General features: G+C 50.6%; 18 protein-coding genes and 4 pseudogenes. 10 read left to right on the top strand and 12 right to left on the bottom strand.

The features are described 5' to 3' along the window. Positions 1 to 21: 21 nt before the first annotated feature. A pseudogene (gene hexR, locus CRI63_RS20125) lies at positions 22 to 890 on the top strand (DNA-binding transcriptional regulator HexR). Positions 891 to 1,015: 125 nt separating this feature from the next. Continuing rightward, entirely contained in the window at positions 1,016 to 2,458 is a 1,443-nt protein-coding gene (gene pyk, locus CRI63_RS20120; protein ID WP_130223539.1) for a pyruvate kinase, read from the top strand. A gap of 131 nt (positions 2,459 to 2,589) precedes the next feature. Here pyk and lpxM read toward each other — a convergent pair whose 3' ends face one another. From lpxM to znuA, 3 genes are all read right to left on the bottom strand, one after another. Next, positions 2,590 to 3,561 (bottom strand): lauroyl-Kdo(2)-lipid IV(A) myristoyltransferase, encoded by a 972-nt coding sequence (gene lpxM, locus CRI63_RS20115; RefSeq protein ID WP_135520561.1) that lies wholly within the window; start codon positions 3,559 to 3,561, stop codon positions 2,590 to 2,592. A 118-nt stretch (positions 3,562 to 3,679) separates the two neighbouring features. Continuing rightward, entirely contained in the window at positions 3,680 to 5,002 is a 1,323-nt protein-coding gene (mepM, locus tag CRI63_RS20110) for a murein DD-endopeptidase MepM (RefSeq protein ID WP_130218704.1), read from the bottom strand. 15 nt (positions 5,003 to 5,017) lie between these two features. After that, positions 5,018 to 5,950: a zinc ABC transporter substrate-binding protein ZnuA gene (gene znuA / locus CRI63_RS20105; protein WP_074399578.1), complete on the bottom strand. Its 933-nt coding sequence runs from the start codon at positions 5,948 to 5,950 to the stop codon at positions 5,018 to 5,020. 78 nt (positions 5,951 to 6,028) lie between these two features. On the opposite strand from znuA, the gene znuC reads away from it, so the two are divergent. Both znuC and znuB read left to right on the top strand, forming a co-directional pair. Next, the gene (gene znuC / locus CRI63_RS20100) at positions 6,029 to 6,784 is read left to right on the top strand and encodes a zinc ABC transporter ATP-binding protein ZnuC (RefSeq protein ID WP_130208493.1); all 756 of its coding nucleotides are present in this window, start codon (positions 6,029 to 6,031) and stop codon (positions 6,782 to 6,784) included. Next, on the top strand, positions 6,781 to 7,566 hold the full coding sequence (znuB, locus tag CRI63_RS20095; RefSeq protein WP_130208494.1) for a zinc ABC transporter permease subunit ZnuB: 786 nt from the start codon (positions 6,781 to 6,783) through the stop codon (positions 7,564 to 7,566). Before znuC ends, znuB begins: the two co-directional genes overlap by 4 nt. Before the next feature lie 284 nt (positions 7,567 to 7,850). Here the strand turns inward: znuB and ruvB are convergent, their stop codons facing one another. Both ruvB and ruvA read right to left on the bottom strand, forming a co-directional pair. Further along, entirely contained in the window at positions 7,851 to 8,861 is a 1,011-nt protein-coding gene (gene ruvB, locus CRI63_RS20090; RefSeq protein WP_000568522.1) for a Holliday junction branch migration DNA helicase RuvB, read from the bottom strand. Between the two features lie 8 nt (positions 8,862 to 8,869). Then, positions 8,870 to 9,481: a Holliday junction branch migration protein RuvA gene (gene ruvA, locus CRI63_RS20085; protein WP_000580323.1), complete on the bottom strand. Its 612-nt coding sequence runs from the start codon at positions 9,479 to 9,481 to the stop codon at positions 8,870 to 8,872. Between the two features lie 274 nt (positions 9,482 to 9,755). Here ruvA and CRI63_RS20080 point away from each other — a divergent pair, with 274 nt between their 5' ends. Then, positions 9,756 to 10,358: a YebB family permuted papain-like enzyme gene (locus CRI63_RS20080; RefSeq protein ID WP_001024929.1), complete on the top strand. Its 603-nt coding sequence runs from the start codon at positions 9,756 to 9,758 to the stop codon at positions 10,356 to 10,358. Position 10,359: 1 nt separating this feature from the next. Here the strand turns inward: CRI63_RS20080 and ruvC are convergent, their stop codons facing one another. From ruvC to aspS, 4 genes and pseudogenes are all read right to left on the bottom strand, one after another. Then, positions 10,360 to 10,881 (bottom strand): crossover junction endodeoxyribonuclease RuvC, encoded by a 522-nt coding sequence (ruvC, locus tag CRI63_RS20075; RefSeq protein ID WP_010350951.1) that lies wholly within the window; start codon positions 10,879 to 10,881, stop codon positions 10,360 to 10,362. A 34-nt stretch (positions 10,882 to 10,915) separates the two neighbouring features. After that, a complete protein-coding gene (locus tag CRI63_RS20070) occupies positions 10,916 to 11,656 on the bottom strand; it encodes a YebC/PmpR family DNA-binding transcriptional regulator (RefSeq protein ID WP_000907234.1) in 741 nt (246 codons plus the stop codon). Positions 11,657 to 11,684: 28 nt separating this feature from the next. Further along, on the bottom strand, positions 11,685 to 12,137 hold the full coding sequence (gene nudB / locus CRI63_RS20065) for a dihydroneopterin triphosphate diphosphatase (protein ID WP_001300367.1): 453 nt from the start codon (positions 12,135 to 12,137) through the stop codon (positions 11,685 to 11,687). A 117-nt stretch (positions 12,138 to 12,254) separates the two neighbouring features. Continuing rightward, a pseudogene (aspS, locus tag CRI63_RS20060) lies at positions 12,255 to 14,029 on the bottom strand (aspartate--tRNA ligase). 310 nt (positions 14,030 to 14,339) lie between these two features. On the opposite strand from aspS, the gene CRI63_RS20050 reads away from it, so the two are divergent. Genes CRI63_RS20050 through cmoB form a run of 5 tightly spaced genes read left to right on the top strand, consistent with a single transcriptional unit; the run spans position 14,340 to position 17,921 of the window. Further along, entirely contained in the window at positions 14,340 to 14,906 is a 567-nt protein-coding gene (locus CRI63_RS20050; RefSeq protein ID WP_130218698.1) for a hydrolase, read from the top strand. Then, positions 14,903 to 15,721: a DUF72 domain-containing protein gene (locus CRI63_RS20045; RefSeq protein WP_135520559.1), complete on the top strand. Its 819-nt coding sequence runs from the start codon at positions 14,903 to 14,905 to the stop codon at positions 15,719 to 15,721. Before CRI63_RS20050 ends, CRI63_RS20045 begins: the two co-directional genes overlap by 4 nt. Before the next feature lie 52 nt (positions 15,722 to 15,773). After that, positions 15,774 to 16,169: an MAPEG family protein gene (locus CRI63_RS20040; RefSeq protein ID WP_130218694.1), complete on the top strand. Its 396-nt coding sequence runs from the start codon at positions 15,774 to 15,776 to the stop codon at positions 16,167 to 16,169. Positions 16,170 to 16,209: 40 nt separating this feature from the next. Continuing rightward, positions 16,210 to 16,953: a carboxy-S-adenosyl-L-methionine synthase CmoA gene (cmoA, locus tag CRI63_RS20035; RefSeq protein WP_130208500.1), complete on the top strand. Its 744-nt coding sequence runs from the start codon at positions 16,210 to 16,212 to the stop codon at positions 16,951 to 16,953. Continuing rightward, positions 16,950 to 17,921, top strand: coding sequence for a tRNA 5-methoxyuridine(34)/uridine 5-oxyacetic acid(34) synthase CmoB (cmoB, locus tag CRI63_RS20030; RefSeq protein ID WP_000564757.1), 972 nt, complete (start codon positions 16,950 to 16,952; stop codon positions 17,919 to 17,921). Before cmoA ends, cmoB begins: the two co-directional genes overlap by 4 nt. Before the next feature lie 164 nt (positions 17,922 to 18,085). On the opposite strand, the gene torZ is transcribed toward cmoB, so the two are convergent. From torZ to cutC, 3 genes and pseudogenes are all read right to left on the bottom strand, one after another. Then, complete coding sequence (gene torZ, locus CRI63_RS20025) at positions 18,086 to 20,515, bottom strand: trimethylamine N-oxide reductase TorZ (protein WP_135520557.1); 2,430 nt, start codon at positions 20,513 to 20,515, stop codon at positions 18,086 to 18,088. Positions 20,516 to 20,539: 24 nt separating this feature from the next. Continuing rightward, a pseudogene (locus CRI63_RS20020) lies at positions 20,540 to 21,639 on the bottom strand (NapC/NirT family cytochrome c). A gap of 386 nt (positions 21,640 to 22,025) precedes the next feature. Further along, positions 22,026 to 22,771 (bottom strand): annotated as a pseudogene (cutC, locus tag CRI63_RS20015) (copper homeostasis protein CutC). Positions 22,772 to 22,775: the final 4 nt, after the last annotated feature.

Here is a 22,775-nt window from a genome sequence, read left to right as displayed (position 1 = left end):
TACCGTGAGTCTCTTTACATCATGAATATGCTGGAAAAAATCCAGTCTCAACTGGAACATTTGAGCAAATCAGAACGAAAAGTCGCCGAGGTCATTCTTGCTTCGCCTGATAACGCGATCCATTCGAGTATTGCTGCTCTGGCACTTGAGGCCAATGTTAGCGAACCAACGGTGAATCGTTTCTGTCGCAGCATGGACACCCGCGGTTTTCCTGATTTTAAACTCCATCTGGCACAAAGCCTGGCAAATGGCACGCCCTATGTTAATCGCAACGTTAATGAAGATGACAGCGTTGAATCATACACGGGGAAAATATTTGAGTCGGCAATGGCCACGCTCGATCACGTCCGTCACTCGCTGGACAAATCTGCCGTCAACCGTGCCGTCGATCTCCTGACTCAGGCCAAAAAATCGCCTTTTTCGGTCTGGGCTCTTCTGCCGCCGTCGCCCACGATGCGATGAATAAGTTTTTTCGCTTTAATGTTCCAGTGGTTTACTCCGACGATATTGTGTTGCAACGCATGAGTTGTATGAATTGTAGCGACGGAGACGTGGTTGTGCTGATTTCTCACACCGGAAGAACCAAAAATCTGGTTGAACTGGCGCAGTTAGCACGGGAAAACGACGCGATGGTAATTGCCCTCACCTCCGCCGGTACGCCACTCGCCCGGGAAGCAACGCTGGCAATTACCCTCGACGTACCTGAAGATACTGACATTTATATGCCCATGGTGTCTCGACTTGCGCAGTTGACCGTGATAGATGTGCTGGCAACAGGATTTACTTTGCGACGCGGCACAAAATTCAGAGATAACTTGAAGCGGGTCAAGGAAGCGCTCAAGGAATCGCGCTTTGATAAGCAGTTACTTAAATTGAGTGACGATCGCTAAATCGATTATCACTGTTCTATCCTTATACGATATTCGCATGTGTTTAAATTACAACCATAATGGTTTTAGTTTATGCGAATTCATGTTCAAGCAACACCTGGTTGTTTCAGTCAACGGAGTATTACATGTCCAGAAGGCTTCGCAGAACCAAAATCGTTACCACGTTAGGCCCGGCTACCGATCGCGATAATAACCTTGAAAAGGTCATCGCAGCAGGTGCAAACGTCGTACGAATGAACTTTTCTCACGGCTCGCCTGAAGACCATAAAATGCGCGCGGATAAAGTTCGTGAAATTGCCGCAAAACTGGGTCGTCATGTGGCTATTCTCGGTGACCTTCAGGGGCCAAAGATTCGCGTATCAACTTTTAAAGAAGGTAAGGTTTTCCTCAATATTGGGGATAAATTCCTGCTGGATGCCAACCTGGGCAAAGGTGAAGGCGATAAAGAAAAAGTCGGTATCGACTATAAAGGTCTGCCTGCTGACGTCGTGCCTGGCGACATTCTGCTGCTGGACGACGGTCGCGTACAGTTAAAAGTACTGGAAGTTCAGGGCATGAAAGTGTTCACCGAAGTGACCGTCGGCGGCCCTCTTTCCAATAATAAAGGGATCAACAAACTCGGTGGCGGTCTGTCTGCTGAAGCGCTGACAGAGAAAGACAAAGCAGACATTAAAACTGCGGCATTGATTGGCGTAGATTATTTGGCTGTCTCTTTCCCACGCTGCGGCGAAGATCTGAATTATGCTCGTCGTCTGGCGCGCGATGCAGGTTGTGATGCGAAAATTGTAGCCAAAGTTGAACGTGCGGAAGCCGTTTGCAGCCAGGATGCAATGGACGACATTATCCTCGCTTCTGACGTGGTGATGGTCGCACGTGGCGACCTCGGCGTAGAGATTGGCGATCCGGAACTGGTTGGGATTCAGAAAGCGCTGATTCGTCGCGCGCGTCAGCTGAACCGCGCAGTCATTACTGCTACCCAGATGATGGAATCGATGATTACCAACCCAATGCCGACGCGTGCAGAAGTCATGGACGTGGCGAACGCCGTTCTGGATGGTACTGACGCCGTAATGTTGTCTGCGGAAACCGCCGCTGGTCAGTATCCATCTGAAACCGTTGCTGCAATGGCGCGTGTTTGCCTGGGTGCCGAAAAAATCCCGAGCATCAATGTGTCTAAACACCGCCTGGACGTTCAGTTCGACAATGTGGAAGAAGCTATCGCGATGTCCGCAATGTACGCAGCTAACCACCTGAAAGGCGTTACCGCGATCATCACCATGACCGAATCCGGTCGTACCGCGCTGATGACTTCCCGTATCAGCTCCGGTCTGCCGATTTTCGCCATGTCTCGTCATGAACGCACTCTGAACCTGACTGCGCTTTATCGTGGTGTTACGCCGGTCTATTTTGACAGTGCAAATGAAGGCGTGGTTGCTGCCAGCGAAGCAGTAAATCTGCTGCGCGATAAAGGCTACCTGATGTCTGGTGATCTGGTGATTGTCACCCAGGGCGACGTGATGAGTACCGTGGGTTCGACGAATACCACGCGTATTTTAACGGTAGAGTAAGTACGTTGCCGGATGTGGCGAAGACGCCTCATCCGGCCTACAGCTCAATGATAATTCAATAGATTTCTAATCTTCTGAAGCAAACTTGAACTTATCATCAGGCGAAGGCCTCTCCTCACGAGAGGCTTTTTTTATTTGATGGGATAAAGATCTTTACGCTTATACGGCTGGATTTCGCCCGGTTTGCGCGTTTTCAGCAATTTTAAAATCCAGGTGTACTGCTCTGGTCGCGGACCAACAAAAATCTCGACTTCTTCATTCATACGCCGCGCAATGGTAGCGTCATCCGCCTCTAACAGGTCATCCATCGGTGGACGAACCTGAATCGTCAGACGATGGGTCTTGCCATCATAGATTGGGAACAGCGGAACGACACGCGCGCGACATACTTTCATCAGGCGACCAATTGCTGGCAGCGTTGCTTTATACGTTGCGAAGAAATCAACAAATTCGCTGTGTTCAGGTCCATGATCCTGATCCGGTAAATAATAGCCCCAGTAGCCCTGACGAACCGACTGGATGAAAGGTTTAATACCATCATTTCTCGCGTGCAGACGACCACCAAAACGACGACGCACCGTGTTCCAGACATAATCAAAAACCGGGTTGCCCTGATTATGGAACATCGCTGCCATTTTCTGCCCTTGTGAGGCCATCAGCATAGCGGGGATATCAACTGCCCAGCCGTGCGGTACCAGAAAAATCACTTTTTCGTTGTTACGCCGCATCTCTTCGATGATCTCCAGCCCCTGCCAGTCGACGCGAGGCTGGATTTTCTCCGGCCCACGTATCGCCAGTTCAGCCATCATTGCCATCGCTTGCGGCGCGGTGGCAAACATCTCATCCACAATCGCTTCGCGTTCGGCTTCGCTACGTTCTGGAAAGCAGAGAGACAGATTGATCAACGCCCGACGACGTGAGCTTTTACCCAGTCTTCCGGTAAAACGCCCCAACCGCGCAAGAATGGGATCACGGAATTTCGCTGGTGTTAAGGCAATACCGGCCATTGCCGCCACGCCCAACCAGGCTCCCCAGTAACGAGGGTGACGAAAGGATTTATCAAACTCAGGAATATATTCGCTATTATTTTTTTTCGTTTCCATGCTTTTCCAGTTTCGGATAAGGCAATAATCAATCTGGTGGTAGTGTAACGGCGCAACTTGCCCCGCACCAAATAAAAAAGCCGGCACTGACTGCGTACCGGCTGCCAATGGGTATTAATTAATCAAACTGTAGCTGCGGTACAATCTCCTTGGCCTTCGCCAGGAAATCGGTACGATCTGAACCGGTCAGCCCTTCAGTACGCGGCAGTTTCGCTGTCAACGGGTTCACCGCCTGCTGGTTAATCCATACCTCATAATGCAGATGTGGCCCAGTTGAACGCCCGGTGTTACCGGAAAGCGCGATACGATCGCCACGCTTCACTTTCTGCCCCGGTTTAACCAGAATCTTACGCAGGTGCATATATCGCGTGGTGTAGCTGCGACCATGACGAATCGCGACATAATAACCAGCGGCGCCACTGCGTTTAGCAACTACCACTTCACCGTCTCCCACCGAAAGCACCGGCGTACCCTGCGGCATCGCAAAATCAACGCCTCTGTGCGGCGCAACGCGAGCGGTTACCGGGTTCAGACGACGCGGGTTAAAGTTAGACGAAATGCGGAACTGTTTTGCCGTCGGGAATCGTAAGAACCCTTTCGCCAGGCCAGTGCCGTTGCGGTCGTAGAATTTGCCATCTTCAGCGCGAATAGCATAGTAATCTTTGCCTTCTGAACGCAAACGCACGCCCAGCAGTTGGCTTTGTTCACGTTTGCCATCAAGCATCTCACGTGACATTAATACCGCAAATTCGTCACCTTTTTTCACTTTGCGGAAGTCCATCTGCCACTGCATTGCTTTAATCACCGCGCTCACTTCAGCACTGGTTAAACCTGCATTTTTGGCGCTGGCAACAAAACTTGTCCCAACGGTTCCTTTCACCAGATTGTTAACCCACTCCCCTTGCTGCATTTCGCTGGTCATTTTAAAACCATTAGCGGCGGTGCGGTCATAGGTACGGGTTTCGCGGCGAGACACTTCCCAGGTCAGACGCTGTAACTCTCCTTCAGCGGTTAATGTCCAGGAAAGTTGTTGACCAATTTTCAGGTTACGCAGATCTTTATCAGCAGCAGCAAGTTGGGTGATATCACCCATCTCAATACCATATTGATTAAGGATGCTACTTAACGTGTCGCCCGTAGAAACGACATATTCATGAACGCCAGCTTCACCAGCGATTTTGTCGTCGAGTTCGTCCTGGGGAATGGCTTCATCTTCTTGCGCGGCTTGATCAATCGGCTCACTGGCCTCAGGTAATAGAGAACGAATTTCGTTCTGTTCAAGCTCAATGGTTTTGACAATAGGCGAGGCGTCTCGGTGGTAAACATAAGGCCGCCAGACAGCGACGGCCAGTGTAAGAACGGTGAGCGACCCCAACATAACGCGGTGTGGTCGCGGTAAATTATTAAACGCCAGGGCGACAGAGCGGGCTATCTGTTGCACGTAATCACTTCCTCATTAATCTCCTTTCAGGCAGCTCGCGTACTGGTTAGCTAATTGATTCAGGAATTCTGAATAGCTTGTTTTGCCCAGTTTGATATTCGTCCCAAGGGGATCCAACGTTCCCATACGAACGGATGTCCCTCGTGCGACGCTTTCAACGACCGCAGGCCTGAACTGTGGCTCAGCAAAAACGCAGGTTGCTTTTTGCTCAACCAACTGTGTTCTTATTTGATGTAAACGCTGCGCGCCAGGTTGAATCTCAGGGTTTACGGTAAAGTGACCAAGCGGTGTCAGTCCGAATTGTTTTTCGAAGTAGCCGTAAGCATCATGAAAAACGAAATAACCTTTTCCCTTGAGCGGCGCGAGCTCGTTACCAACCTGTTTCCTACTTGAAGCTAATTGTGCCTCAAATTCCATCAGGTTGGCGTCAAGTTTGGCTCGACTTTGCGGCATAAGTTCCACTAATTTTCCATGGATTGCAACCGCTGTAGCCCGCGCTATCTCTGGGGAAAGCCAAACGTGCATGTTGAAATCGCCGTGATGGTGATCTTCGTCACTTTTTTCCGCGTGGTCATGATCATCATCAGCGTCGTGAATGCTTTTCATCAGCAGCGGTTTTACACTCTCAAGCTGCGCAATGGTTACCTGCTTCGCCTCGGGTAATTTACTCACGGGCTTTTGCATAAACGCTTCCATTTCCGGTCCAACCCAGACAACTAAGTCCGCGTTCTGTAAGCGTTTTACATCAGATGGACGCAGTGAATAATCATGTTCAGAGGCCCCATCAGGAAGTAACACCTCCGTCTCTGTTACCCCATCAGCAATAGCGGAAGCAATGAATCCAACAGGTTTAAGCGAAGCGACAACGGCAGCTTCTGCTACCTGAGTTGCACTGCCCCAGAGAGCAGCAGATAATGCTGCGAAAAGAAGCGTTTTTTTATGTAACATAATGCGACCAATCATCGTAATGAATATAAGAAGTGTGATATTATAACATTTCATGACTACTGCAAGACTAAAATTAACATGACAAGTCTGGTTTCCCTGGAAAATGTCTCGGTTTCATTTGGCCAACGCCGCGTCCTCTCTGATGTGTCGCTGGAACTCAAGCCTGGTAAAATTTTGACCTTACTTGGGCCGAACGGCGCAGGTAAGTCGACATTGGTTCGGGTTGTACTCGGGCTGGTAACACCAGATGAAGGAGTTATCAAGCGCCACGGAAAACTGCGCATTGGTTATGTGCCGCAGAAGCTGTATCTCGACACCACGTTGCCACTGACCGTAAACCGTTTTTTACGCTTACGCCCCAGAACACATAAGGAAGATATTCTGCCTGCACTAAAACGCGTTCAGGCTGGGCATCTTATTGACGCGCCAATGCAAAAGCTCTCTGGCGGTGAAACGCAGCGTGTACTACTCGCGCGCGCATTGTTAAATCAACCCCAGTTATTAGTTCTGGACGAACCCACCCAGGGCGTGGATGTGAATGGTCAGGTGGCGTTATATGACCTTATTGACCAGTTACGTCGCGAACTGGACTGTGGCGTTTTAATGGTGTCTCACGATCTGCATCTGGTAATGGCAAAAACCGATGAAGTACTTTGCCTTAACCATCACATCTGTTGTTCTGGCACACCAGAAGTCGTTTCCCTGCATCCGGAATTTATTTCGATGTTCGGGCCTCGCGGAGCTGAACAGCTGGGTATTTATCGCCATCATCATAATCACCGCCACGATTTACAGGGGCGAATTGTTCTGCGTCGGGGAAGTGATCGCTCATGATTGAATTATTATTTCCCGGTTGGTTAGCCGGGATTATGCTGGCCTGTGCCGCTGGTCCTTTGGGTTCTTTTGTTGTCTGGCGTCGTATGTCTTATTTCGGCGATACGCTGGCCCATGCGTCTTTACTTGGAGTGGCCTTTGGTCTGTTGCTGGACGTGAATCCCTTCTATGCAGTGATTGCCGTTACGCTGCTGCTGGCGGGCGGTCTGGTATGGCTGGAGAAGCGTCCACAGCTGGCGATCGATACGTTATTGGGAATTATGGCGCACAGTGCCTTGTCGCTGGGCCTGGTCGTTGTCAGTCTGATGTCTAACATTCGCGTTGACTTGATGGCATACCTGTTCGGTGATTTGCTGGCAGTGACGCCGGAAGATCTCATCTCCATCGCCATTGGCGTGGTCATTGTGGTGGCAATTCTGTTCTGGCAATGGCGTAATTTACTGTCGATGACCATTAGCCCGGACCTGGCATTTGTCGATGGCGTGAAATTACAGCGCGTGAAATTGCTGTTGATGCTGGTAACAGCATTGACGATTGGTGTGGCAATGAAATTTGTCGGGGCGTTGATTATTACCTCGCTGCTGATCATTCCGGCTGCTACTGCACGTCGTTTTGCCCGTACGCCGGAACAGATGGCAGGTGTCGCCGTTTTAGTGGGGATGATTGCTGTAACTGGCGGTTTAACTTTTTCAGCGTTTTACGATACGCCTGCGGGTCCGTCAGTGGTGCTGTGCGCTGCGCTGTTGTTTATTTTGAGTATGATGAAAAAACAGGCCAGCTAATTTGTACCTAAACACAATTGTCGGATAAGACGCGAACGACGTCGCATCAAGCACATTGCCAGTGTCGGATGCGGCGCGAGCGCCTTATGACCTACGGTTCGCTATATCAGGTAGGCCTGATAAGACGCGAACGACGTCGCATCAGGCATATTGCCAGTGTCGGATGCGGCGCGAGCGCCTTATCGACCTACGGTTCGCTATACCGGGTAGGCCTGATAAGACGCGAACAGCGTCGCATCAGGCACACTGCCAATGTCGGATGCGGCACGAGCGACCGAACCGACCTACGGCATTTCTGGCGGTGTGATGCCGAAGTGGTTCCACGCCCGCACTGTCGCCATACGCCCGCGAGGTGTACGCTGCAAAAAGCCTTGCTGAATCAGATAAGGCTCCAGCACATCCTCAATGGTTTCACGTTCTTCGCCAATAGCCGCCGCCAGGTTATCCAGACCTACAGGCCCACCAAAGAATTTATCGATTACCGCCAGCAACAATTTGCGGTCCATATAATCGAAACCTTCGGCATCGACATTCAGCATATCCAGCGCCTGGGCGGCGATATCTGCCGAGATGGTGCCATCGTGCTTCACTTCGGCGAAATCACGCACTCGACGCAGCAGACGGTTGGCAATGCGTGGCGTACCGCGAGCGCGACGAGCAACTTCCAGCGCGCCGTCATCACTCATCTCAAGCCCCATAAAGCGTGCACTACGACTAACGATATATTGCAGATCCGGCACCTGATAAAACTCCAGACGTTGCACAATACCAAAACGGTCGCGCAACGGTGATGTCAGCGAACCTGCGCGCGTGGTTGCGCCAATCAGTGTAAACGGGGGCAAATCAATTTTAATGGAGCGTGCAGCCGGACCTTCACCAATCATGATATCTAACTGGTAGTCTTCCATTGCCGGATACAACACCTCTTCCACCACTGGTGAAAGACGGTGGATCTCATCAATAAACAGCACGTCATGTGGTTCAAGGTTAGTGAGCATTGCTGCCAAATCGCCTGCTTTTTCCAGCACCGGACCGGAAGTCGTGCGTAAATTAACGCCCATTTCATTGGCGACAATATTAGCAAGCGTGGTTTTACCTAAACCCGGAGGGCCAAAAATCAACAGATGATCGAGGGCGTCGCCGCGCAGTTTCGCTGCTTTGATGAAAATCTCCATCTGTGAACGAACCTGCGGCTGACCAACATACTCTTCCAGTAATTTGGGGCGAATGGCGCGATCTGCTACATCTTCCGGCAAAGTCGTACCGGCAGAAATCAGACGGTCTGCTTCAATCATCCTTTACCTCATAACGCGGCGCGTAGGGCTTCGCGAATTAATGTTTCACTGCTGGCGTCAGGGCGGGCGATTTTGCTCACCATGCGGCTGGCTTCTTGTGGTTTATAGCCCAGCGCCACCAGCGCAGCAACCGCTTCCTGTTCAGCATCATCGGTTGCCGGGCTGGCAGGCGACGTGAGCACCAGATCGGCGGCTGGCGTAAAGAGATCGCCGTGCAAACCTTTAAATCGGTCTTTCATTTCGACAATTAAACGCTCGGCGGTTTTTTTACCAATGCCCGGCAGTTTCACCAGTGCTCCCACTTCTTCACGTTCAACGGCATTAACGAACTGCTGTGCTGACATTCCGGAGAGGATCGCCAGCGCCAACTTCGGGCCGACGCCGTTGGTTTTGATTAACTCTTTAAACAACGTGCGCTCTTGCTTATTGTTAAAGCCGTACAGCAGCTGCGCGTCTTCACGCACCACAAAGTGGGTGAAAACGATCGCTTCCTGACCCGCTTCAGGGAGTTCATAAAAACAGGTCATCGGCATATGCACTTCATAGCCTACGCCGCCCACTTCAATTAACACCAGCGGGGGTTGTTTTTCAATGATGATGCCTCTGAGTCTGCCTATCACATGACGCTCCTGCGTAATGAATCAAAGATAATGCTGTATGATAAAAAAAATGCTGGATAGATATCCAGCGAAGGATGAAGAAAACTTGCGAGGCGTCCCGATGATCTGAAAAATGGCGCAGTATAATTTATTCTACAGGTTATATTGGAAGCAAATATTTGAATATTACATATTCAGTGAGTTAATGCGTAAAAAAATATACATTTCGACTCCTGAAAAATAAACTTTTTTATGTTATTACGTGTATTCATATTTATTTCAATGGAATGACAACGTGAATATTAATTACCCTGCTGAATATGAAATTGGTGATATCGTCTTTACATGTATAGGTGCTGCCTTATTTGGCCAAATATCAGCAGCATCAAATTGCTGGAGTAATCACGTCGGGATCATTATCGGTCATAACGGTGAAGACTTCCTGGTTGCAGAAAGCCGGGTTCCCCTTTCAACCATCACCACGCTATCCCGTTTTATTAAACGTTCTTCTAATCAACGCTATGCTATAAAGCGATTAGACGCAGGGCTAACAGAACAACAAAAACAACGAATTGTTGAACAGGTTCCCTCCCGGCTACGCAAGCTCTACCACACCGGTTTTAAATACGAATCTTCGCGCCAGTTCTGTTCAAAATTTGTTTTTGATATTTATAAAGAAGCGCTATGTATTCCGGTGGGTGAAATAGAGACGTTTGGAGAATTGTTAAATAGCAATCCGAATGCAAAACTCACTTTCTGGAAATTCTGGTTCCTAGGTTCTATTCCGTGGGAGCGTAAAACCGTCACGCCAGCCAGTTTGTGGCATCATCCGGGTTTGGTGTTGATTCATGCGGAGGGAGTGGAAACGCCTCAGCCGGAACTGACCGAGGCGGTATAACTTAACGCAGTCGCCCTCTCGCCAGGTTCAGCCGCGATTCACTCATCTGCATCGCATTCTGGCTGACATGGCAGTGGGTGATGGCAATCGCCAGCGCATCGGCGGCATCCGCCTGTGGATTAGCAGGTAATTTCAGCAAGGTACGCACCATATGCTGCACCTGGCTTTTTTCGGCGCTACCAATGCCCACCACTGTTTGCTTCACCTGACGCGCAGCATATTCAAACACCGGCAATTCCTGATTCACCGCTGCCACAATCGCCACGCCTCGTGCCTGCCCCAGTTTCAGGGCAGAGTCAGCGTTCTTTGCCATAAAGACTTGTTCGATTGCGAAATAATCGGGCTGGAACTGGGTGATGATTTCCGTCACGCCCGCATAGATCAGTTTCAGACGAGACGGTAAATCATCCACTTTGGTGCGTATGCATCCGCTACCCAGGTAGGACAGTTGCCTGCCCACCTGACGGATAACACCGTAGCCGGTAACGCGCGAACCCGGGTCAATACCGAGAATAATAGACATCACGCGTCTCCGTTTTGTTGTTTAGCCGGCCTCATCAGAGGGTCGCTGCAACCTCATCAGAGATCTCACCGTTATGGTAAACTTCCTGCACGTCGTCACAGTCTTCCAGCATATCGATCAGACGCATCAGTTTTGGTGCAGTTTCTGCATCCATATCGGCTTTGGTTGACGGGATCATGGAAACTTCTGCGCTGTCTGCTTTCAGACCTGCCGCTTCCAGAGCGTCGCGTACTTTACCCATCTCTTCCCATGCAGTGTAGACGTCGATTGCGCCGTCATCATAGGTCACAACGTCTTCAGCACCTGCTTCCAGTGCTGCTTCCATGATGGTGTCTTCGTCGCCTTTCTCGAAGGAGATCACGCCTTTTTTGCTGAACAGATAGGCTACGGAACCGTCAGTACCGAGGTTACCGCCACATTTGCTGAATGCGTGACGCACTTCAGCAACGGTGCGGTTGCGGTTGTCAGACAGACATTCAATCATGATTGCCGTGCCGCCTGGGCCGTAACCTTCGTAGATGATGGTTTCCATGTTTGCATCATCATCACCGCCCACACCACGTGCAATTGCGCGGTTCAGGGTGTCACGGGTCATGTTGTTAGACAGTGCTTTATCAATTGCTGCACGCAGACGCGGGTTAGCGTCCGGATCGCCACCGCCCAGCTTAGCCGCGGTTACCAGCTCACGAATGATTTTAGTGAAGATTTTACCGCGCTTAGCATCCTGCGCAGCTTTACGATGTCTGGTGTTGGCCCATTTACTATGACCTGCCATAAAAATATCTCCAGATAGCCCTGCCTGTTCAGGCAGCGTTAATAACAAACTGTTCAATCGCCTGCCGGTTGCTCCAGGACTTAGTAAGCGCCGCCGCAGCAGGCGCATCAAGCCACTTGTAAGCCAGATGTTCAGTGAAAACAATCTGACGCTCGTGCGGGAGCGCAAGACAGAACCATGATTCTGTATTACGCGTCACGCCCGGCGCATAGCGATGACGTAAATGTGAAAAAATTTCAAACTCTACCGTGCGCTGACAGTCAATTAAGGTCAGTTGTTCAGCGACAACATCGATGGTGACCTCTTCCTTTACTTCGCGCATGGCAGCTTGCGGCGCGGTTTCACCCTCTTCCACGCTGCCGGTTACCGACTGCCAGAAATCGGGATCGTCACGCCGCTGCAACATCAGCACCCGTTTCGTATCTTGTGCATAGATGACCACTAAGATCGAAACGGGACGCTTATACACTTTATCCTTCACGCTGCCTCTTCGTTGACTGCCTTCGCTCATCCCATTCACATAGTTATCTATGCTCATGGGAGTTCACTCAGTTGCCGCCTCGATGCAACGCGAATGATTTCGTGTATTTGAGTCATATCAGTTATTCTCAGCCTTCTTCACAACCTGAATGCTCAGCTCAGCCAGTGCAGTCGGGTTAGCAAAGCTCGGTGCTTCAGTCATCAGACACGCTGCCGCCGTGGTTTTCGGGAAGGCGATAACGTCACGGATGTTGTCGGTGCCGGTCAGCAGCATGGTCAGACGGTCAAGACCGAATGCCAGACCTGCGTGCGGCGGAGTACCGTATTTCAGAGCGTCGAGCAGGAAGCCGAATTTTTCGCGCTGTTCCTCTTCGGTGATCCCCAGAATGCCAAACACCGTCTGCTGCATATCACCATTATGGATACGCACTGAACCACCGCCCACTTCGTAACCATTGATGACCATATCGTAAGCGTTCGCCACCGCATTTTCCGGTGCAGCTTTCAGCTCTGCCGCCGTCATGTCTTTCGGCGCGGTGAACGGATGGTGCATTGCCGTCAGGCCGCCTTCACCGTCGTCTTCAAACATCGGGAAGTCGATAACCCACAGCGGTGCCCATTTGCTTTCGTCGGTCAGGCCAAGGTCTTTACCCACTTTCAGACGTAGTGCGCCCATCGCGTCGGCAACAATTTTCTTGTTGTCGGCACCGAAGAAAATCATATCGCCATCCTGCGCGGCAGTACGATCCAGGATGGCTTCGATGATTTCCGCATTAAGGAACTTCGCTACCGGGCTGTTGATACCTTCCAGACCTTTCGCGCGTTCGTTAACTTTGATGTAAGCCAGACCTTTCGCACCGTAGATTTTAACGAAGTTACCGTATTCGTCGATCTGCTTACGGGTCAGCGATGCGCCACCCGGAACACGCAGAGCGGCAACACGGCCTTTCGGATCGTTCGCCGGACCCGCAAATACCGCGAATTCAACGGATTTCAGCAGATCGGCAACGTCGGTCAGTTCCATCGGGTTACGCAGGTCCGGTTTGTCGGAGCCGTAACGGCGTTCAGCTTCCGCAAAGGTCATTACCGGGAAATCGCCCAGATCAATGCCTTTCACTTCCAGCCACAAATGACGCACCAGCGCTTCCATCACTTCACGCACTTGCGGCGCGGTCATGAAAGAGGTTTCCACATCGATCTGAGTAAACTCAGGCTGACGATCAGCGCGCAGGTCTTCGTCACGGAAGCATTTAACGATCTGATAGTAGCGGTCAAAACCGGACATCATCAGCAGCTGTTTGAACAACTGCGGGGATTGCGGGCAGCGCGTAGAATTTACCTTTGTGCACACGAGAAGGCACCAGGTAGTCACGCGCGCCTTCCGGCGTGGCTTTAGTCAGCATCGGAGTTTCGATGTCGAGGAAGCCGTGGTCATCCATAAAAACGACGTACCAGGCTGGTGATTTTAGCGCGGGTTTTCAGGCGCTGAGCCATTTCCGGGCGACGCAGGTCGAGGTAGCGGTATTTCAGACGCGCTTCTTCGGTGTTGACGTGGTTAGAGTCAAGCGGCAGAACGTCTGCGCGGTTGATGATGGTCAGCGAGGAAGCCAGCACTTCGATTTCGCCAGTCGCCATATCGCGGTTGATATTTTTTTCGTCACGCGCACGTACGGTGCCCGTGACCTGAATGCAGAACTCATTACGCAGTTCAGAGGCCAGCTTTAACGCGTCCGCACGATCCGGATCGAAAAATACCTGCACGATACCTTCGCGGTCGCGCATATCGATGAAGATCAAGCTACCAAGATCACGACGACGGTTGACCCAACCACACAGAGTCACCTGCTGCCCCACGTGGGACAAACGGAGCTGTCCACAATATTCTGTACGCATGAGATATCCCTTAACTTAGCTGCTGGCGGATGTCCCCTGCTGTGCAGGTGACCTGAGTCGCAGCGTTAGCTGTATGTCACAACTGAATGAAAAAAGGCGGCTATTATACTGGAAATTCTGCCGCACCGTAAGAGCCTGGCCCGCGCTGGAACGCCTCGTTACCACTTTATATCGGGCCTGGATTCAGACTCTACGCCAGTTTGCTATAAAGGTGTTGCCCGAACTCATAAAAATTAACAAAATTTGTCGTTCCGCCATCGGCTAATCGCATTAAGGTGAGAGGCACGATTTTGTTTTATCTGGAGTGATCATGCTTGAACTTAATGCCAAATCCACAGCGCTAGTGGTGATTGATTTACAGGAAGGCATCTTGCCTTTTGCCGGTGGTCCGCATACTGCCGAAGACGTGGTAAATCGCGCCGGGAAGCTGGCGGCGAAATTTCGCGCGAGCGGTCAGCCCGTGTTTCTGGTGCGTGTTGGCTGGTCTGCCGATTACGCCGAAGCATTAAAACAGCCGGTCGATGCGCCCTCCCCCGCTAAAGTGTTGCCCGAAAATTGGTGGCAACATCCTGCTGCATTAGGCGCAACCGACAGCGATATCGAAATCATCAAACGTCAATGGGGTGCGTTTTACGGTACGGATCTGGAGTTGCAATTACGCCGCCGAGGTATCGATACAATAGTGTTATGTGGGATCTCGACCAATATCGGCGTTGAGTCCACCGCCCGCAATGCCTGGGAACTCGGTTTTAATCTGGTGATTGCCGAAGATGCCTGTAGCGCCGCCAGTGCCGAGCAGCACAATAACAGCATCAACCATATCTATCCACGCATCGCCCGTGTGCGCAGTGTGGAAGAGATCCTCAACGCGTTATGATTTACATCGGTCTACCGCAATGGTCGCATCCTAAATGGGTGCGTCTGGGGATAACCAGCCTGGAAGAGTATGCCCGCTACTTTAACTGCGTGGAGGGAAACACCACGCTATACGCCTTGCCGAAACCCGAGGTTGTCCTGCGCTGGCGGGAGCAGACCACAGATGACTTCCGCTTCTGTTTTAAGTTTCCGGCGACCATTTCGCATCAGGCAGCGTTGCGTCATTGCGATGATTTAACCAGTGAATTTTTGACCCGTATGTCACCGCTGGCTCCGCGCATTGGGCAATACTGGCTGCAACTGCCTGCCACCTTCGGCCCACAGGATTTGCCTGCGCTTTGGCATTTTCTCGATTCTCTTCCCGGCGAATTTAATTATGGTGTGGAAGTGCGTCATCCGCAGTTTTTCGCCAAAGGGGAAGAGGAACAAACGCTTAATCGCGGTTTACATCAGCGCGGCGTTAATCGGGTAATTTTAGACAGCCGCCCGGTTCATGCAGCACGTCCGCATAATGAAGCCATACGCGACGCTCAACGGAAGAAACCGAAGGTTCCGGTACATGCCGTACTAACGGCGACAAATCCGCTGATCCGTTTTATCGGCAGCGATGATATGGCGCAAAACAGGGAATTATTTCAGGTCTGGTTAAAGAAATTAGCGCAGTGGCAGCAGAACACCACGCCTTATCTTTTTCTGCACACACCAGATATTGCTCAGGCCCCGGAACTGGTACATACCCTGTGGGAAGACTTACGTAAAATGCTTCCAGAGATCGGAGCAGTCCCGGCTATTCCACAGCAATCTTCTCTTTTCTGAATTTGCCACCTATCATAGACAAGTGCCATCGGCCATTTTAAAGGGAGTTTGTATGGTAAGCGCGCTGTATGCCGTTTTAAGTGCGTTGTTATTAATGAAGTTCTCTTTTGATGTTGTTCGCCTGCGAATGCAGTATCGCGTTGCCTATGGCGACGGCGGTTTTAGCGAACTACAAAGTGCTATTCGTATTCATGGCAATGCGGTGGAATATATTCCTATCGCGATTGTATTGATGCTATTTATGGAAATGAATGGTGCTGAAACCTGGATGGTGCATATTTGCGGCCTCGTTTTGCTTGCAGGTCGCCTGATGCATTATTACGGTTTCCATCACCGTCTGTTTCGCTGGCGACGTTCTGGTATGAGCGCCACCTGGTGTGCGCTATTGCTGATGGTGCTGGCGAATCTTTGGTATATGCCCTGGGAGTTGGTTTTCTCCCTGCGTTAGCGCACAATACGCCACTTTCTTTTTCCCGGATTTTTACGTTATGTCTCACCGCGACACGCTATTTTCTGCTCCTATCGCCAGACTGGGCGACTGGACCTTTGATGAACGGGTAGCTGAAGTCTTCCCGGATATGATCCAACGTTCCGTTCCCGGCTACTCCAATATTATTTCCATGATTGGTATGTTAGCTGAACGCTTCGTTCAACCGGGTACGCAGATTTACGATCTGGGCTGTTCTTTGGGCGCGGCGACGCTCTCAGTGCGTCGCAACATTCATCATGATAATTGTAAAATTATCGCCATCGACAACTCCCCGGCAATGATTGAACGCTGCCGTCGTCATATTGACGCCTATAAAGCGCCTACGCCTGTTGACGTTATTGAAGGTGATATTCGCGATATTGCCATTGAAAACGCGTCGATGGTGGTACTGAATTTTACCCTGCAATTCCTGGAACCTTCCGAGCGCCAGGCGTTACTGGATAAAATTTATCAAGGGCTAAACCCGGGTGGCGCGCTGGTGCTTTCGGAAAAATTCAGTTTCGAAGATGCCAAAGTTGGTGAACTGCTGTTCAACATGCACCACGATTTTAAACGTGCCAACGGCTACAGCGAGCTGGAAATCAGCCAGAAGCGCAGCATGTTAGAAAACGTAATGCTGACCGATTCCGTGGAAACCCACAAGGCACGCTTGCATAAAGCCGGTTTTGAGCATAGCGAGCTGTGGTTCCAGTGCTTTAACTTTGGTTCACTGGTGGCATTAAAAGCAGAGGACGCTGCATGATCGACTTTGGTAACTTTTATTCTCTGATTGCCAAAAATCATCTTTCACACTGGCTGGAAACCCTGCCCGCGCAGATTGCCAGCTGGCAGCGCGAACAGCAGCACGGTCTGTTTAAACAGTGGTCCAACGCGGTGGAATTTCTGCCTGAAATTAAACCGTATCGTCTTGATTTACTGCATAGCGTGACGGCAGAAAGCGAAGAACCACTGAGCGCTGGGCAGATTAAGCGCATTGAAACGCTGATGCGCAACCTGATGCCGTGGCGCAAAGGGCCGTTCTCACTGTATGGCGTCAACATCGATACCGAATGGCGTTCCGACTGGAAATGGGATCGTGTTCTGCCCCATCTTTCTGATTTAACCGGGCGCACCATTCTTGATGTCGGCTGCGGCAGCGGCTATCACATGTGGCGCATGATTGGCGCAGGCGCACACCTTGCGGTGGGGATCGACCCTACGCAACTATTCCTCTGCCAGTTTGAAGCGGTGCGTAAACTTTTAGGTAACGACCAACGGGCGCATCTGCTGCCGTTAGGGATTGAACAACTTCCGGCACTGAAAGCCTTTGATACCGTCTTTTCGATGGGCGTGCTTTATCATCGTCGTTCACCGCTGGAGCATCTCTGGCAGTTGAAAGATCAACTGGTGAATGAGGGTGAACTGGTGCTTGAAACGCTGGTTATTGATGGCGACGAAAACACGGTGCTGGTACCAGGCGATCGTTACGCACAAATGCGTAATGTTTATTTCATCCCGTCGGCCCTGGCACTGAAAAACTGGCTGAAGAAGTGTGGTTTTGTTGATATTCGCATTGCGGATGTGAGCGTCACCACTACAGAAGAGCAGCGTCGTACCGAGTGGATGGTCACCGAATCGCTGGCCGATTTTCTCGACCCGCATGATCCGGGTAAGACGGTAGAAGGTTATCCTGCGCCTAAACGCGCGGTGCTGATTGCACGCAAGCCGTAAAGGTCTGGTATTACTGCCGGATGCGGCGTGAACGCCTTATCTGGCCTACAAAACCTTGTTAATTCAATATATTGCAGGGACTATGTAGGCCTGATAAGCATAGCGCATCAGGCAGCTTTACGTTTGCATAACCTCAGCGCCCGTTTCCGGGCGCTATTCACTTCTTATGCCTGAATAGCTGGCTGATCAAACGCCGTTAACTTCGGCGCATTGCCCGTATATTTTTCGATATACACCAACGCAGAGTTACCGGCACAGGCATTCGCCAGCTGCGAGCTGGGGATATCCGCCGTTAACACGTTCGCACTGCCGTTTTTACACAAACCATTTTCCAGATCCGGCCATGCACCTTCATGCACGCATACCACGCCTTTTTTGATCCCGTCAGTCACCACAGCGCCTGTCAGGATCTGACCACGTTTGTTCCAGACGCGCACCAGATCGCCATTCGCAATACCAAAGCGAGCTGCATCTTCGGTGTGAATTGTGATCGGCTCACGATCGGCAACCGCATATTTTTTACGCAGCTCCGCATAGTTAAGCTGACTGTGTAGACGATGTGCCGGATGCGCGGTCAGAAGCTGTAACTGCTTCTCGTCGGCGGTACCTTTCCACTCATCAGGAGCCAGCCAGGTCGGGTGTGCCGGGCAATCCTTATAGCCAAATTTTTCCAGCGTTTTTGAATAGATTTCAATTTTGCCGCTTGGCGTACCCAGCGCATTTTTCACCGGATCGGCGCGGAAATCACCATAGCGAACATATTGCTCGCTCTTCTCGCTGCGGCGCATTTCAAGCAGTTTATTTTGCTGCCAGAAGGCATTAAACATTGGCATAGTCACGCGTTGCGCACGCGCTCCTTTCTGAGCGGCATCATAGAAAAATTTTAGCCACGCCATTTCATCTTTACCTTCGGTATAGATCTCTTTTCCGCCAGGTTTCAGTAATTCCGCAAGATCGGCAAACACGTCAAAATCGTTACGCGCTTCAAATTGCGGAGCGACAGCCTGCTTCATCGGCACAATATGCTGGTTGCTGTAATCACCGGTCATCGTCAGGTCATTGCGCTCAAACGATGTGGTGATCGGTAATACGATATCTGCGTGTTTGGCTGCTGCGGTCCAGTAGCATTCAGAAACGACGATCATCTCCGGTTTCTGCCAGGCTTTGATCAGACGATTAGTATCCTGGTGATGGGTAAAGTTACCGCCACCCGCCCACCAGATCATTTTGATATTTGGGTACGTTTGCTCTTTACCGTTGTGCTGATATTTCCCGCCAGGATTTTCCAGCGCATCGACAATACGGGCGACCGGAATCGCGGTCATTCCGCCATCATCAGCTTCCTCACTTGCCTGTCCGGCAATCGCCGCAGACATTTCTGGCAGTACGCCGCCAACTCGCGTCGGGTTGCCACCGTTGGAGTAATGATAAGAGAATCCAAAACCGCCGCCCGGTGTACCAATTTGCCCTAACATCGCCGCCAGCGTCACCAGCATCCAGTGTTTCTGTTCACCGTATTGCTGGCGTTGGATCCCCCAACCAGCCATCAGCATCGTGCGATTCGCCGCCATCAGTTCTGCAAGTTTGACAATCTGCGCTTCCGGTACGCCAGTAATTTCTGCCGCCCAGGCCGCGCTCTTCGGCGTATTATCATTCTTGCCGGTCAGATACTCTTCAAACTGCGAATAGCCGGTGGTGTATTTCTCAAGGAAGGCTTTATCGTGCTTACCTTGTGTCATCAGGGTATGCGCGATGCCTAACATCAGCGCCACGTCGGTCCCCATATTTGGTGCAATCCAGGTCGCGTTATCGCCAAAGAACTCGATGGTTTCGGAACGGATAGGGTCGATGGCAATCACTGGTTTGCCCGATTTTTTCAGCTGATGGAAGTATTCCAGCCCTTGCTCATCGGTACTGCTCCAGGCAATTTTTAAGGTATTCAGCGGGTTCATGCCCCACAACACCACCACCTGACTGTTTTCCAGAATCAGCGGCCAGGAAGTCTGCTGTTCATAGACCTCCACAGAACCGACAACGTGCGGCATGATCACCTGTGCCGCCCCGGTTGAATAATCGCCGCTATGCCCGGAATAACCGCCCGCAAGGTTCATATAACGTTGCAGTAAGGTTTGCGCTTTATGCAACACGCCAGAAGAGCGCCAGCCGTAAGATCCAGCAAAAATGGCCGATGGTCCGTTAGCTTTACGAATGCGATCGTGTTGCTCATGAATCAGTTTTAATGCCTGTTCCCAGCTCACCTGTACATAGGTATCTTCGCCACGACCTTTTGCCGGTTGCAGTGGATTGTCGAGATAACTTTTTCTCACCATCGGATGCTGAATACGCGCCGTAGTGTGTACCTGATCCGCCGCCGTAGACTGTAACGAGTTCGGGATAGTCTTCGCCAGCGCGCCTGTCGAAGAAACAATCTTACCGTCCTTCACTTCTACGTTCATCGCTCCCCAACGACCCGCGGTGAGGATTTTTCCGCCCTTCTCTTCTGCCCATGCGGGTAACGGCGTAGCCGATGTCACCACCAGCGCCCCGGCAGCAATACCGCTATGTTTAATAAACTCACGTCTTGTTAATGTCATAACTTCCTCCCTGATCTACGAGGATCACTGTTTTTCGGTAATATCTTTGGCGTTGTACTGGAAGTACCGCGTCAAAATGTCCAGTTCGTTTTCGCTCATGCTGGTTCGCGCCCCCATTCCTTTGGCGATAGAGGGCCAGGCATTGACGGTGTAATGGTCAGCGGCAATAGGCGCATGGCAGCCAGCACAATAGGTGTCATCGAGTTTTTCAGCGTATTGCCATAACGGTTTACGATCCGCTAATACGGGATCGATTAGCGCCCCCTGTAATGACGCCTGACGCCATTGATTACCGTATTCGTCAGCCTGCCATTCCCCGTTTACCGTTAGCGCCTTGATACCTTCATCACTTAATGTGGCTAGCGCCAGACGTTGACCAGCCGCCAGGTAGAGCGTGTTTTCACTGCCCTGCATTTGATAACCCTGCAACAGAACGATCGGCTGTTTGCCACTGGCATCAACGACGGTGAGATCGGTACCAGGATTCACAGTGGCCAGTTCGCCTATGCGGGAAGGTTTGAAAGGATAAATATGTGCGCCATTGGTCACAGAAGTGGCAGCCTGACTTTCCAGTTCATGCGCCGCGTTGTCATCCATTTTTATTTCTGGCGGGAAATGGGCAATGCCTTTATGACAATCGATACACGTTTCACCGTCCTTTTGCGCTTTGGTATGCATTTTCTGCGCAGATTCACTTTGCGAGGCAATATCCATCGCGTCAAAAGAATGGCAACTACGGCACGTTGCAGAGTCAGTTGCTTTTAATTCTTTCCATACTGTTTCGGCCATTTCCTGACGATGCGCTTCGAACTTATCGTCACTGTCTATTTTGCCGCTAACAAATTCATGATAAATATCTTTAGATGCTTTTAATTTGGCAAATAAATAATCCATCCCTGACTTTGGAATATGGCAATCGGCACATTCCGCACGTATCCCTTTCTGGTTCGAAAAGTGGACAGTTCCCTGATATTCCTCAAAAGGTTTACTCATCGAGTGGCAGGAGAGACAAAATGCTGTATCCGACGTTTATGTAAGGCTTTTTGCGCAAGCAATAACCCGCCGCCACCAACCACAACCGCTATCAGCAGAAAAAATAACCCAATGCGTTTTTTCCCTCGCATAGATTCCTCTAATTAAATTCCAGAACACCGATATCATTGTATAAATAAATATACAACGAATTAACCACTTGCTTAATTCGGCACAACACTGCCTGAAATAATCGATAAAGAATATGATTTATTACAATGTAATCATTAATTGCGGAAGAATAACCCAGTCGTTATTTATAATATATATTTGTCAGTTTTAGTAATTTAAATCGCATAATTAATATGAATATATAAAATATTTTTAGCACAACGCTATGCGCACTGTCACCCGTTCTACACATCACGGCAATCGTTCATTTTTTATACTAACAGGGAATAAAAAAGGCCCCTGTTGAAATTGCAGGGGCCTGGTACGAGCAAGCATCATATTGGGCGACATGATGCAACGGTAAAAATCATTTGGCCTGATGGCGTTCAATGATTCCTTTCATTTCAGCAACCGCCGCCCCGTCTACGACATAACGCGAATACTCGTCCGCGTGTGCATCTGATGACATGGACAATCCTTGATTACGATAACGCATCGGTGAGGCTTGCCACGCTCCCGCGGAGCTATGGACTTCCAGCACTCCGGCATCGAGGAAGTGGTGCAGGTTTTCTGCACGGACTCCTGCTCCGGCCATGATGATTGGAGTATCACCATAGGCAATAAGTTCCATAATTTTTGATAAACCTTGCAGAGCGTCTGATTTTTGCCCGGAAGTCAGTACCCGGGCAATGCCCAATTGCGCAAGATTATTCAGTGTATTTAATGGGTTAGCACACATATCGAAGGCACGATGAAAAGTAACGGCCAACGGACCGGCAGCAGACATTATTTTTTCCATTCGTGGCATATCGACATTACCGTCAACATCGAGAACGCCCGTCACCAGTCCCGGAAAGCCTAATTCGCGGACAGTACGAACATCCTCAAGAATGGCGGCAAACTCGCCGTCGCTGTAGCAAAAATCACCACCGCGCGGGCGGATGATCGGATGCACGGGAATCGTTATCTGCTGACGCACGGATTTAAGCACGCCCAGCGACGGCGTTAAGCCCCTTCTTTCGGTGCCGCACACAATTCAATTCTGTCAGCGCCATTTTGCTGCGCCGTTAGTGCGCATTCCATGCTGTAACAGCAAATTTCCAGTAATGCCATTTTT

It is taken from the genome of Escherichia sp. E2661, assembly GCF_004745185.1.
GTDB lineage: Bacteria > Pseudomonadota > Gammaproteobacteria > Enterobacterales > Enterobacteriaceae > Escherichia.
The sequence above is the reverse complement of the archived record's forward strand: the minus strand, read 5'-3'. Positions and strand labels throughout refer to the sequence as shown.

Coding starts and splice junctions, on each gene's coding strand:
- pyk (WP_130223539.1), top strand. CDS start 1,016: ATGTCCAGAAGGCTTCGCAGAACCAAAATCGTTACCACGTTAGGCCCG.
- lpxM (WP_135520561.1), bottom strand. CDS start 3,561: ATGGAAACGAAAAAAAATAATAGCGAATATATTCCTGAGTTTGATAAA.
- znuA (WP_074399578.1), bottom strand. CDS start 5,950: ATGTTACATAAAAAAACGCTTCTTTTCGCAGCATTATCTGCTGCTCTC.
- znuC (WP_130208493.1), top strand. CDS start 6,029: ATGACAAGTCTGGTTTCCCTGGAAAATGTCTCGGTTTCATTTGGCCAA.
- znuB (WP_130208494.1), top strand. CDS start 6,781: ATGATTGAATTATTATTTCCCGGTTGGTTAGCCGGGATTATGCTGGCC.
- ruvB (WP_000568522.1), bottom strand. CDS start 8,861: ATGATTGAAGCAGACCGTCTGATTTCTGCCGGTACGACTTTGCCGGAA.
- ruvC (WP_010350951.1), bottom strand. CDS start 10,881: ATGTCTATTATTCTCGGTATTGACCCGGGTTCGCGCGTTACCGGCTAC.
- CRI63_RS20070 (WP_000907234.1), bottom strand. CDS start 11,656: ATGGCAGGTCATAGTAAATGGGCCAACACCAGACATCGTAAAGCTGCG.
- CRI63_RS20050 (WP_130218698.1), top strand. CDS start 14,340: ATGCTTGAACTTAATGCCAAATCCACAGCGCTAGTGGTGATTGATTTA.
- CRI63_RS20045 (WP_135520559.1), top strand. CDS start 14,903: ATGATTTACATCGGTCTACCGCAATGGTCGCATCCTAAATGGGTGCGT.
- CRI63_RS20040 (WP_130218694.1), top strand. CDS start 15,774: ATGGTAAGCGCGCTGTATGCCGTTTTAAGTGCGTTGTTATTAATGAAG.
- cmoA (WP_130208500.1), top strand. CDS start 16,210: ATGTCTCACCGCGACACGCTATTTTCTGCTCCTATCGCCAGACTGGGC.
- cmoB (WP_000564757.1), top strand. CDS start 16,950: ATGATCGACTTTGGTAACTTTTATTCTCTGATTGCCAAAAATCATCTT.
- torZ (WP_135520557.1), bottom strand. CDS start 20,515: ATGACATTAACAAGACGTGAGTTTATTAAACATAGCGGTATTGCTGCC.